The 12,930-nt window shown below is 43.2% G+C and carries 9 protein-coding genes and 1 pseudogene; 5 read left to right on the plus strand and 5 right to left on the minus strand.

Annotated features, from left to right (window positions below; genetic code table 11):
* Positions 1 to 295: 295 nt before the first annotated feature.
* Complete coding sequence (locus EKM76_RS04650) at positions 296 to 1,246, plus strand: serine hydrolase (protein WP_225417876.1); 951 nt, start codon at positions 296 to 298, stop codon at positions 1,244 to 1,246.
* Between the two features lie 120 nt (positions 1,247 to 1,366).
* Here the strand turns inward: EKM76_RS04650 and EKM76_RS04655 are convergent, their stop codons facing one another.
* The 3 genes and pseudogenes from EKM76_RS04655 to EKM76_RS04665 all read right to left on the minus strand — a co-directional run bounded on the left by EKM76_RS04655 (position 1,367) and on the right by EKM76_RS04665 (position 6,067).
* Positions 1,367 to 3,148: an ABC transporter ATP-binding protein gene (locus EKM76_RS04655; RefSeq protein WP_125549574.1), complete on the minus strand. Its 1,782-nt coding sequence runs from the start codon at positions 3,146 to 3,148 to the stop codon at positions 1,367 to 1,369.
* Positions 3,141 to 4,868 (minus strand): annotated as a pseudogene (locus tag EKM76_RS04660) (ABC transporter ATP-binding protein). The gene EKM76_RS04655 and the pseudogene EKM76_RS04660 overlap by 8 nt, the downstream one beginning before the upstream one ends.
* 215 nt (positions 4,869 to 5,083) lie before the next feature.
* The gene (locus EKM76_RS04665; RefSeq protein WP_125549537.1) at positions 5,084 to 6,067 is read right to left on the minus strand and encodes a choloylglycine hydrolase family protein; all 984 of its coding nucleotides are present in this window, start codon (positions 6,065 to 6,067) and stop codon (positions 5,084 to 5,086) included.
* Positions 6,068 to 6,289: 222 nt separating this feature from the next.
* Here EKM76_RS04665 and EKM76_RS04670 point away from each other — a divergent pair, with 222 nt between their 5' ends.
* Positions 6,290 to 8,824, plus strand: coding sequence for a M1 family metallopeptidase (locus tag EKM76_RS04670; RefSeq protein WP_125549538.1), 2,535 nt, complete (start codon positions 6,290 to 6,292; stop codon positions 8,822 to 8,824).
* Positions 8,825 to 8,948: 124 nt separating this feature from the next.
* Here EKM76_RS04670 and EKM76_RS04675 read toward each other — a convergent pair whose 3' ends face one another.
* The gene (locus tag EKM76_RS04675; RefSeq protein ID WP_125549539.1) at positions 8,949 to 9,170 is read right to left on the minus strand and encodes a hypothetical protein; all 222 of its coding nucleotides are present in this window, start codon (positions 9,168 to 9,170) and stop codon (positions 8,949 to 8,951) included.
* Positions 9,171 to 9,330: 160 nt separating this feature from the next.
* On the opposite strand from EKM76_RS04675, the gene EKM76_RS04680 reads away from it, so the two are divergent.
* The 3 genes from EKM76_RS04680 to EKM76_RS04690 are packed head-to-tail and all read left to right on the plus strand — an operon-like array spanning position 9,331 to position 11,328.
* Positions 9,331 to 10,629 (plus strand): Y-family DNA polymerase, encoded by a 1,299-nt coding sequence (locus EKM76_RS04680; protein ID WP_125549540.1) that lies wholly within the window; start codon positions 9,331 to 9,333, stop codon positions 10,627 to 10,629.
* Entirely contained in the window at positions 10,622 to 10,948 is a 327-nt protein-coding gene (locus tag EKM76_RS04685; protein WP_125549541.1) for an acetyl-CoA carboxylase, read from the plus strand. The genes EKM76_RS04680 and EKM76_RS04685 overlap by 8 nt, the downstream gene beginning before the upstream one ends.
* Positions 10,945 to 11,328, plus strand: coding sequence for a hypothetical protein (locus tag EKM76_RS04690; RefSeq protein ID WP_125549542.1), 384 nt, complete (start codon positions 10,945 to 10,947; stop codon positions 11,326 to 11,328). Before EKM76_RS04685 ends, EKM76_RS04690 begins: the two co-directional genes overlap by 4 nt.
* A 120-nt stretch (positions 11,329 to 11,448) precedes the next feature.
* Here the strand turns inward: EKM76_RS04690 and sstT are convergent, their stop codons facing one another.
* Positions 11,449 to 12,738, minus strand: coding sequence for a serine/threonine transporter SstT (sstT, locus tag EKM76_RS04695; protein WP_125549543.1), 1,290 nt, complete (start codon positions 12,736 to 12,738; stop codon positions 11,449 to 11,451).
* Positions 12,739 to 12,930: the final 192 nt, after the last annotated feature.

The raw sequence follows: 12,930 nt of genomic DNA on the forward strand, positions 1-12,930 counted from the left end.
GCAATATTTTCTGGCCAGCTCGGCACCGCCGATATCATGGTCTAGATGTTCACTGATAATTTGCGCTTTTAAAACTGGGCTATATTTAACCATGAAAAAAGTACCTCACAATCATTAGACTCTTTGTCTAACAATTATGAGGCACTTCACTTTGCCATTATGGCAGAGCTTTTTTTGTCACTGATGATTAGCTAGGCTTTGAAAACGCGTAGTAATGACAGTTAAGTTTAATTTAAGGGTTAGTAATTATACTAAAAGTCATCAAGTTAAGTTTATAAAAGGAGATCAGTTTATTTTGCAGCGACACCGACTTAAACAAAAGTACCGTCGTGGCTTGCATCGTATCGAATCGACCGTTGTAGTGTTAGGTTTAGCAACGCTGGGATTTTTAGGTTGGCAAACGGTAAATGCCGGTACTGGTTCTGCTCAAACAACACAGGCAGCAGCTACACGATCGTCTGTAAGTACGACGACGGCTGCAACTAAGCAGCGGGCCAGCATTACAAAAAAGCTTCAAACTTACTTAGACAAGGTGACTGCCGATGGTGATGCCAGCGTTAGTATTTACAGTTTAGCAGCTAATGGTTCGACCGCTACTACTGCTGATCAGCAAGTGTATGGCGCTGGAAAAATTAATGTTAGTAGTAACGGTACAACAACGGCAATACCAGCCAGTACATATAAACTTTTCATCGCGGCGTACTTATTTCACCTCCACCAAAAAGGCGAGTTCAGTTGGACGACTGCCAATCGGGCCGGCTTTGAGCAAATGATCGTGAATTCTAGTAACGATTTCCCTTTGAGTATTCGTGCCAAATATGGAACGGATAGCATTAATACGTTCATTAAAAATCAAGGGTGGACGAGCCCAGTTTTCGTTAACGACGAGGCAACTAATACGACAAGTCAAAGTTTGTGCCTGCTATTACAAAATCTAGATGCCGGAACGGGTGCATTTAGTAATAAAAGCGATCGTCAGTATCTATTGTCGCTAATGAAAAAGCAGATTTACCGCAGCGGGATTCCCGCTGGTGTGGCAGCAGTTGATAGTGGGGCCACAGTGGCGGATAAAGTTGGGTTCTTGGATGATGTCAATAACGACGCCAGTATCGTCACTACCAGCGATGGTCACCGCTATATATTAGTTATCATGACGCATGGGCATCAGCAGACGACCTTAGATTTCTCAAGAATCAAAGACATTGCCGAACAAGTTCAGAAAATTATGGGTACAGGCACGGACTAAAGTGGCAGTGGTTAAAAAGAATGCGCATAACTTAACGACTTAAAATTTTAGAAAAAAAGAGCTCCCAGTTGGGAGCTCTTTTTCTAAATGATCGAAGTTGCGGACTTTTGTTGTGACCATCTAGCTATCGAATTGGCTATTGTACAATTTGGCGTAAAAGCCATTAGCTGCTAGCAGACTTTGATGGGTCCCACGTTCAATAATACGGCCTTGATCGATAACTAAGATTTGGTCGGCAGCTTGAATCGTTGATAAACGATGAGCGATCACAAAGCTAGTTTTGTTTTGCAATAAGGTTGCCATGGCCTTTTGGACGTCAGCTTCGGTGTTACTGTCAATTGAGGCTGTCGCTTCATCTAACACTAGCACTGGTGCTTCAGCGACAAAAGCGCGGGCAATACTGAGTAATTGTCGCTGGCCTTGTGAGAGACTATGCGCATTTTCACTTAGAATTGTATCGTAACCATTGGGTAATTGAGTAATGAAAGTATCAGCGTTAGCTCTGACGGCGGCCAAACGTACAGCCGCATCAGTTGCTTCTAAGCGCCCCAAGCGGATATTTTCACGGATACTCATTTGAAAAATGAATGGTTCCTGCTGAACGATAGTCACCATACGCCGGAGGTCATGGCGCTGAATATCTGTGACATCCACGTCATCTAATAGAATACGGCCTTGTTGCAGCGGATATAAATTAGTTAGTAGATTCATGATCGTTGTTTTGCCGGCACCAGTTGGACCGACCAAGGCGATCACTTCGCCGGGCTTTGCGCTGAGATTGATGTCTTGCAGAATCATTTTTTGGTCATAAGCGAAGGAGACGTGCTCAAAAGTAACGTTACCCTCTGTGTGGGTGAGCCGGCGTGCATGAGTTGCATCCTGCTCCGGTCGTTCATCAATTAATTTGAAAACTCGTTCAGCGCTAGCTAATGATAATTGCAAGGTGTTGATCAAATCTAGAATATTATTGATCGGACCAGTGAAATTACGTAAATAAATTAGAAAAGTAAAAATTATACCAACCGTGATGGCATGACTACCCATTAAGATTGAAAGCGCACCTGCTGCAGTGATCAAAACATAAGCGATATTATTGATCATATTGTTGAACGGACCAATCGTACTGGAAAATGCTTGTGCTCGAAAAGCGGCTTTGGTGTACTCCGTATTAGTGGTATCAAAAGCAACCATCGTTTCCGCAGTATGGTCAAATAACTGAATCAATTGTTTGCCGGAGACTGATTCTTCAATTTGCGTATTAAGACTACCTAGCGCTTGTTGCTGGGTGACGAAAGCTTTCTGGGTGATCCGAGCAATCGCCTTAGTAAAAATATAAGTAGCGACGGAACTAAGTAGCGCGATTACAGTCAGTAGAGGTGATAAAATCAGCATGGCAATGCCCATACCGACAACACTGATCACACCGGTAAACAGCTGCACGAAGGTCTGCATCAGGGCGGTATTAATGTTATCGACGTCATTAGTTAAGCGGCTCATGACATCACCGTTATCGTGGGTATCAAAGTAGCGCATCGGGAGCTGTTGCAGATTAGCAAACACATCATGGCGAATTTGGGCGCTGGTATCTTGGGCAACGCGGATCATGATTTTATTTTGAAAATAAATGAAGATACTGGAGGTGATATACATCAACGCCATAGCTAGGCAGACGAGCAAAAGCAAACGCAGCTTACCGTGGCTAATAAAACGGTCAATGATGATCCCATTTAAGCGGGTACCGACTATGGTTACAACCGTGGTCACAAGAGTCAGAAAAAAAACGAGTACCAATTTTGAACGCCGTGAATCTAAATAATGCCAAATACGTTTCAGCGAGCTTTTCCAATCAGTAAGCTGTACTTTTTCAGGGTGAATGGCACGGGGGCCAGGTCGATTATTCATGTCCAAAGCGGCCACCTCCTAATTGGGTCTTCACTAAATGCTGATAAAAGCTTGAACGCTGTAGTAGTTGCGCATGAGTACCTTGAGCTGCTAATTTACCATCCTCTAAAACAATAATTTGGTCGCAATCGATTACATTGGTGACACGCTGCGAAATAATAATTGTTGTTTTATGCTTACGGGTTGTGGCTAACTGATCCTTGATCTGGGCATTAGTTGTTTGATCAACGGCGCTGGTGGCATCGTCCATGATCAAAATATCCGGATCTGGCACCAAAGCGCGAGCAATATTTAAACGCTGGCGCTGACCCCCAGAAAAATTTTTACCTTTTTGCTCAACAGTTGCATCGAAATGTTGTGGTAGGTGGGTAATAAATTCTTCAGCGTCAGCAATAACGGCAGCAGATTCAAGTTGACTATCAGGTGCATTTGGTGCGCCGTAAGTTAAATTATCGCGGATCGTTCCAGAAAAGAGTAGCGAATCTTGTAATGCGACGGCGATTTTGGCGTGTATGTCGGGTAGGCTTAGCTGTTGAATATCGACATTACCGATCAAGATTTTACCGCTGTAGCCGTCGATGCTACGGGTCAATAATTTAATGATCGAGCTTTTACCGGAACCAGTTGCGCCAATAATGCCTAACCACTGACCATTTTTAAGATTGAAATTAATTTGATCGAGAATTGGTTTGCTTGCGTCATAACCGAAACTAACATTTTCAAATTGAATACTACTGTCAACTGGCCGCTTAGCGCTAGTAGCAGGTAAATTTTCGTCGATCTATTCATCTAAAACAGCCTGAACGCGGGTGGTTGAGGTAACAGCGCGCGAGAAAGAGGTGATGATGTTGACTGTTTGCACCATAGCAGTTGTAATTTGGATCATGTAATTGACGAAAGCCATGATCTCACCATTACTAATTAGATGGCTAATAGCTAGATTACCACCGTAGCCAAGGGCGACAACCACACCAAGGTTTAGTAATAGCTGAATGATCGGTGCCAAAATAACGGTTGCTGTGGCTGCATTTTGACTTTTTTGCCGTAATTGCTCGTTTTCAGTTTTGAATTGGGAAAATTGATGATTTTCTAATACATAAGCTTTGATCGTTTTAGCGCCTTGTAGGTTTTCACGCATTACCCGATTGATCGTATCGACTGCTTGTTGCATTTTAGTATAAAGTGGGATGCTACGACGAACAACGAATGACAAGAAGACGATCAGAATGGGAATGATAACGAATAAAATCGGTGCTAAATTAGGACAGACGATCACTGACATCACAATTCCGCCTAACATTAGCATCGGTGAACGAACAAGTCCCCGGGTGACCATCATCATTAAGTTTTGCATCTGGGTCACGTCGTTTGTGATCCGTGTGATCATGGTAGCTGGTTCAAGGCCATGGGGGCTACGATCTGCCAGTGCAATGTGCAACATACGACTGCGTAATGCTTTGCCCATTGTTAAAGAAGCATAGCTGCCTAATGTCCCCGCGCCAACGCCAAAAAATAAGCCTAGAATTGCAAAAAGGAGCATTAAAAGCATGTGATTGATCACATAAGTCATATCACCTTTGCCTAGACCATTATCAATAATTTGTGACATCAATGTTGGCTGTTGTAAATCGCAAAAAACTTCACCAAGCATAACAAATGGCGCAAGAAAGAAACAGAGTCTACTTTTACCGTGTGCGTGCTGCATAATAATTTTAAACAAGCTATCATCTCCCATAAAAAGGACGATTTTAACTAATCTAATTTCGTTATATTAGATTAACTATTATAAAAATATTCTATCACTAATTGATTTAAATCAGAACGCTGTTTACTTATATCGCTTACAATTTAGTCAGTTTTTTATGTTAAATCAGTTTATGTACAGTAAAACCGTTCAAGTTAGGTAAAAGATAACTTGAACGGTTCATTGATAACTTAATTGACTTCATGGAATTGTTGCTGTGTTTGTAATGGAAATTCTACTGGTGCCGCACTGTTTAGAAGCTTTTCCGTTAGTTTAACCTGTGTAATAGTTTGGTCGGCATATGGTTGCATGTAAAAAGTTGGTTCAGCTAGACTCATGTAGCCACGATATTGGGTGTAATCGAAGTCACCGTCAGCTTGGATTTTCACACCTCTAGGAATTTCAACGTTGTTTAAAATATGTGATAACGTGTTGATGGCCGCGCCGGTATTCGCTGCAACTTCGGTATACTGCCGGGTGAAGGCGGTACGAATAAAGCGCGAAACGGAAGTATAGTCGCCAGGCAAACCTAGTGCGCCAGTGCCAGCGCCAAAACTATTGGCGGTAAACTCACCATAGGGTTTATCACTGTGCAACCCAGGATTCAACTGAACGTAGTTGTTTAAATTTTTTAAGTGCCAATCAAAATCTGGTGAATTAGTCATTACGCCAACTGGGTTATCGGTGATCTTGACACCAGTGGCTTGCTGTTCGATCACCACGCTAGCCCCGGTGCTGTCGGCAACGATCCAGTGCAGTGGCACAACGATTTTTAAAAGACTATTTGGGACAGCCAGGATATTAACGTTAGCAAATTTTTCCTTTAAATCAGCAATGCTGGCCACGTTACCTAAAATCCAGTTAAGGACTTCGTGGGAGGCAAGATTAGTGGCACCGTTTTGTGGTTGTGCAGCATAAACGGATTCGGTGAAGTATAAAGCTGCCGCGCCAACACCTTTTTCGTTGACGCCATCCACGAGAATATAACCATTCAAATTGCGCCCAGCACCAACAAAGCCATAGCGAGTATCAAAACCGGTTGTGGTAGCATCGCTGGTGAAATGATGTTGCCGGGGGATCACAACTGGCCGACCGCCTAACTCAAATCCAAAATCCATTGTTCGTGCCAAAAACCAATTACTATTGGCATCTTTATAAGTTAAGCTCGTACACACACTGCATCACGCTCCCTAATAATTTGCTTAATTTTAGCACGCAGCGTTGATATAAAAAAGTCTTTACAATTAATTAGCCGGCTTGAGTGAAAATTATTGCTGCCACTTAGGCATCAGCATAGACTGTTGGTGCACCGATCAAAGTTAAGAAAAGCGGTACCTTTTTGTTGAAAGTCGTATAATGTAATTATGAATAAGGTTAATCAATTTAAGGAGGAACTCATGACAGAATTAACACGTTTTTATCAGACCTTCCAACCGACGCACTATGATATTTTTTTGGACATCAACCGGGCAGCCAAACAATTCAGCGGTAAGACCACGATCACTGGTACTGCCAAAACGCAGGCGATTGCGATCCATCAAAAGGGGTTAGTGATCGAATCAGTTCAAGCTGATGGACAGAATGTATCTTTCACCACTGATAAGGCGGCCGACGCGATTCGAATCGACTTAGCTAAAACAGGTAACGTCACCTTAATGATCAGTTATCAGGCCACTTTAACCGACTCGATGATGGGAATTTATCCGTCATACTATGAAGTGAATGGCGAAAAGAAACAAATTATTGGGACGCAATTTGAGACGAATTTTGCACGCCAAGCTTTTCCATGTATTGATGAACCAGAAGCCAAAGCGACATTTGATTTGGCCATCAAGTTTGATGAGCATGCTGACGAAACGATCATTAGCAATATGCCGGAAATTCGTAATGAAAATGGTATCCATTATTTTGATACCACCGTTCGGATGTCGACGTATTTGATTGCTTTTGCCTTTGGTGAACTACAAAGTAAATTAACTACCACTAAAAGTGGCGTACAGGTCGGCGTTTTCGGGACTAAAGCGCATCAAGCTAACGAATTAGATTTTGCGTTAGATATTGCTAAACGGTCGATCGAATTCTATGAAGATTTCTATCAAACCCCATACCCGCTACCGCATTCTTGGCAGCTGGCCTTACCTGATTTTTCGGCGGGGGCAATGGAGAACTGGGGCTTAGTTACTTATCGTGAAGCCTACTTATTGCTTGATCCAGATAATACGGCGCTAGATATGAAGCAACGTGTTGCCACGGTGATCGCGCATGAATTGGCTCATCAATGGTTCGGTGATTTGGTCACGATGAAGTGGTGGGATGATCTATGGTTAAATGAAAGTTTTGCTAATATGATGGAATATGTGGCTATTGATGCGCTCGAACCTGACTGGCATATCTGGGAAACTTTCCAAAAATCAGAAGCGGCTGCAGCTTTGCAACGTGACGCAACTGATGGGGTACAATCAGTCCATGTTCAAGTTGAAAACCCTGCAGAAATTGATGCGCTGTTCGATAGTGCGATCGTTTATGCAAAAGGCGCACGGATGTTGGTCATGGCGCGAGCATTGGTTGGTGATAAGGCTTTGCGTGCTGGTCTGAAAGCTTATTTTGCTGCCCATCAATTTGATAATGCAACTGGGGCTGATTTATGGGCTGCGCTAGGTGACGCCGCTAACATGGATGTCGGTGCAATTATGAATTCATGGCTGGAACAACCAGGTTATCCGGTGGTGACAGCAGCAATTGTTGATGGTCAGTTGACCTTGTCACAGCTACAATTTTTCATTGGTAAGGGGCAAGAAATTGGCCGCCAATGGCAAGTGCCACTGAATAGTAATTATACGGCGGCACCGGCAATTTTGACTGACAAAAGCGTAGCGTTAGGCGAGTATGCGCAATTACGCAAAGCTAGTGGGCAGCCATTCCGCTTAAATGTCGGCAACAATTCACATTTCATTGTTAAATACGATCAAACATTGTTGAATGATATTTTGAATAATGTCACTGCAATGGATGCTATTTCACAATTACAAATTCTACAAGATCTGCGTTTGTTGGCTGAAGGTGGTCAAGTATCTTATGCCGCTGTAGTGCCATTGTTGTCCCGTTTTGCCAACAGCCGATCAACAGTTGTTAACGCAGCTTTGTATCAGGTTGCAGGTAATCTGAAGAAATTCGTTACACCAGATTCTTTTGCGGAAACTAATTTGCAAACATTCTTTGATCAATTGAGTGCGACCCAAGTTGCGCGCTTAGGTTGGACCGCAAAGACTGATGAATCCAACGACGATCAGTTAACACGGCCATACGTTTTAAGCGCAGCCTTATACGCTAAAAATACGGACGCAATTGCGGCGGCGCATGATTTATTCACGGCTAACCAAACTCAATTAGCCACTTTACCAGCGGGTATTCGCGTGTTTGTTTTAACTAATGAAGTTAAAAACTTCGGCAGTACCGAATTGTTTGATCAGTTCTTGCTAGCTTATCGCCGATCCACCGATGCCAGTTACAAGGCTGATTTATGTGCTGCTCTGACTAGCACCGCCGACGTGGCACTGATCACGCGCTTGATCGGAAAGTTTGAAGATGCGGAAACCATCAAGCCGCAAGATTTACGTGCTTGGTTCCGTGGTGTTTTAGCCAATGATGACGCGCAACAAGCGGCATGGGACTGGATCCGTAATGATTGGCAGTGGTTGGAAGATACAGTCGGCGGCGATATGGAATTCTCCACCTATATTACCGTTATCGCCGGAATTTTCCACACGCCAGAACGCTTAGCGGAATTCAAAGCCTTCTTTGAACCTAAACTCGCCACACCAGGTTTAACCCGCGAAATCACGATGGACATTAAAGTCATCGCAAGTCGTGTTGATCTGATCGAGGCAGAAAAACAGGCTGTAAACGCCGCTGTTGCAGCGGTTGTTGAATAGTTAATTGATCGTCAAGAGCTAACTTGGAACTATTCTGAGTTAGCTCTTTTTATGTACGCTGAAATAAAAAAAGAGTGTGACATCAGTAAAATTATGTCACATCCTCATGCTGCGAGGTAACGCGTTATTTTTCAACTAAATCAGCGCTAATAACGTCTTTCGCGGCAAATATTTTATGCTGACTGCCGTCATAGGTGATATCGTAGCGAACGGCGCGACCGATATTGAGAAAGTCATGACTAGTGGTTTCAATTACGGCATCGTTGGTTGTAACGGCAACAGTTGAAACTTCATTAAGGGTCAGTGTTTGGCCGTTTGCAAGCTTGATCGTTAAAATATTGTCCATAGTAATAATCCTTTCAACGGGTTTATTTTGAATCAAAATGAGTCTCCTAGTAAAGTGTAGCACTGTCGCAGTCGAATGAACGGTTCTAAACGCAAAAAAAAGCTTGCTAAATCGAACGTACGTTCTTATAATGGATTTAAGCGATAACGAGGTGGATTGAATGGATTATACAGATGAACCACATGGGGTCTTTTTTATGATCGATAATAAATCATTTTACGCGAGTGTTGAAAGTATTGAGCGTGGACTGAATCCGTTACGTTCGACGCTGATCGTGATGTCTGAGGCGGATAATACTGGTAGTGGCTTAGTGTTAGCGGCTTCACCGCAGGCTAAAAAACGTTTTGGCATTAGCAATGTTTCGCGGCAGTACGAGGTACCAGTCACGCCGGAACTACTAGTGGTGCCACCACGAATGAACTTATATATTGAAAAAAATTTGGCGGTCAATAAAATTTTCCGTTCATTTGTCGCTGATGAAGATTTATATCCCTATTCGATCGATGAGTCGGTTTTAGATTTAACTCGTTCGTGGCGCTTATTTGGTGCGACACCGCTGATCGTAGCGCGTAGGATCCAAAAAACGATTCGGCAGCAGTTAGGTCTATACACCACAGTGGGCATCGGGGAAAATCCAGTCCAAGCAAAGTTAGCGCTTGATCTATTTGCTAAACATGACCATGAATTATTGGGAACACTGACTTATGCGCTGATGCCGGCTAAGGTGTGGTCAATAACGAATTTAACTTCGGTATGGAGTATTGGTCAACGGACGGCCGCTCATTTACAACGCTTAGGTATTCACAGTATGTCTGATTTGGCGCGAGTTGATCCATTTGAACTACAGCAGGAAATGGGTGTGATCGGCGCGCAACTATTTGCTCTGGCATGGGGGATCGACCGCAGTCAGTTACATGAGTTAGTGACACCAGCAGATAAAAGTTGGGGGAATTCGCAGGTTTTGCCCCGTGATTACCTTCAGCAAAAAGAAATTGAATTAGTGCTCCGTGAAATTGGCCTGCAAGTGACCACGCGTATGCGGCATCATCAGCAAAAAGCTGGCTGTGTCAGTTTGGGTATCGGGTTTGCACATGTAGCAGCACAGGAGGATGGTCGCAGTGGGTTTAGCCACTCTTTACGGATCGAGCCAACGGACAGCAATCGCGAATTAGTTGATCATTTGCTGACGTTATTTCGTGAAAGCTGGGCAGGACAAGCCGTGCGCCACATTGCAGTTTCTTATTCGCGTTTAGTACCGAATACTGGGCTGCAACTTGATTTATTTCAGGATCCACAGCGGCAAATTAAGGACGATCGATTTGAACGCGTGTTAGATTCGATCAGAGCGCGCTTTGGCACTACAGCGCTGTTCCCGGCTAGTAGCTTGTTACAAGGCGGAACAATGTTGTCACGGGCGGCGCTGGTCGGTGGGCATAATGGAGGTAATAGCTTTGATTGAAACAACACAACAAGCAGCTAAATTGATCCAACAACGAATACAGCGCTATTTTAAGCCACAGACCCGGCAACGCTACCAAATTGACGTGGTCAACAATATTTATGGACCAACTTATAACTTTTTTCTCAATATTCAGGTGCCACAGCAGCGTGAACGCTCATTGCCGCTACATCGACTACAAGTCTATCAATTGAATTATTTAGAAAATGTGATCACGTTATTGCAGAACACGACCCAATTGACGTTCAACTTTATTGATTTTAAGCAGTTACGCTGGCCAGATAAGCAGACATTGATCCGATTGGGGGCATTAAAATGATTTTACATAAAACAACTGATGACCAGCTGGCAACTTATTTTTTCAAGCATCATTATCATGACCGAGGAATGAAGAAGTGGGGCGGTTTCTATTTATCTGACCATACCAGTGCACTGAAAAAAATGCGTGCTACAGAAGTTGCAGAGGCCGCATTGCCGACACAGCCTTTGGCCATGATCAGCCAAAAATTATTTGGCGCATGGCAACATAAGCAAGTGGTCCACTTGCAGTTAAACCAATTAGAAGCGGGCGAACAGGTTGTGGCGGTTACAGGAATTGTGGTGGGGATGGCGGATAATGAAATTGGCATTCAAAATGAAGATCAAAAAATAATTTGGCTGGTGCTAGCGGAGATTAAACATCTAGAAGTAGTGGCGTAGGTCATTTCTAGCCATATTTATACCTGTATTTCAGCGACTGCATATGGGTACGCACATATAATGGCCAATAAAAATGAGACTGCAACGTCAGTTTACTGACGTCACAGTCTCAGCAATATTTTAGACTTCGTGTTTTTCGATAATTGGAGTTATATCGCCAGCTTCAGTTTGCTTAGCGTGGCGAACACGTTCAGCAATATTAACTGGTTTACCTGCACGGCGCAGATCAGCAAATTCAGCGGTTGCAGTGAAAAGAATGTCGCTAGATGCATTAACTGCTGTTTCGACAGAATCTTGAATGACACCGATAATGAAACCAACACCAACGACTTGCATGGCGATGTCATTAGAGATACCAAACAAACTACAAGATAGCGGGATCAGCAATAATGATCCGCCGGCGATACCAGAAGCACCAGTAGCTGAGATGGCAGATATGAGGCACAGTAGAAAGGCCATTGGGAACGAAACGCTGATGCCTAACGTGTGGGCGGTTGCCAAAGTCATCAATGAAATAGTCATGGCGGCACCACCACTATTAGCTGACGCGCCTAATGGAATTGAAATGGCATAAGTTTTTTCACTTAAACCTAAACGCCGGCTAAGATCCATGTTGATCGGAATATTGACGGCTGAACTACGGGTGAAGAATGCTGGAATACCACTTTCGCGTAAAGTAAACAACGTCAATGGATATGGATTTTGATGAGTCATCAGCCAGACCATTGCCGGATATACGATCAAGGCGACAAAGCTCATCGTGCCGACAACCAGCAAAATTAATTGACCGTAGCGAGCTAAGCCGTTAAGACCAGTTTGAGCAACTGAACGGAAAACTAAACCAACGATTCCAAGTGGTGCTAGTTGAATGATGAATTGGACAACATTGGTGATAGCGCTGGAAAAGTCGCTAACCAGTTTTTGAGTGGCCTTGAAGGGGCGTAGACCGATTCCAATCAAGCTAGCCCAAACTAGGAGTGCTAAATAATTACCTTGAGTGAGCGCCTTAACTGGATTTTCGATGGCACTGTTGAATAAATTGGTAATGACCGACGCGATACCCTTTGGTGCCTGTGCGGCTGCACTGACTGTACCTTTAGGCAAAACGATATCCACTGGAAAAAGATAGCTGGCACCAACGGCTACTAGTGCGGCAATGAAGGTGGCCATCAGATACAGAACAACAATTGAGCGCATATGCGTCTGTGCGCCTTTTTCGTGTTTCGACATTGATGACATGATCAACATAAAAACTAATAGCGGTGCAATTCCTTTAAGCGAATTAACAAATAAATCGCCTAAAATTTCGATCCAAGTCCAGCTTGGAATGGTAACGCCAAGAATTGCCCCAATAACAATACCGATCAAAATTCGTTTGATCAATGATACCCTAGTAATTCGTTCCCACATAACTTTCAACTCGCAATCTTTTTTTGATTATTATAAAAGTATAAAGGATTATGAGAGAAAAATAAACTTTTTTTAATATTAAGTAATATTTCGCAACCATTTTAGTTAATATTTTCTAATTAATTGAGCGTAAATACTTCCAAATTTAAATGGTATGTTTAGAGTGACTAAGTTAGTTATCGTAATTCAGCT

This window comes from Loigolactobacillus zhaoyuanensis, assembly GCF_003946385.1.
GTDB lineage: Bacteria > Bacillota > Bacilli > Lactobacillales > Lactobacillaceae > Loigolactobacillus > Loigolactobacillus zhaoyuanensis.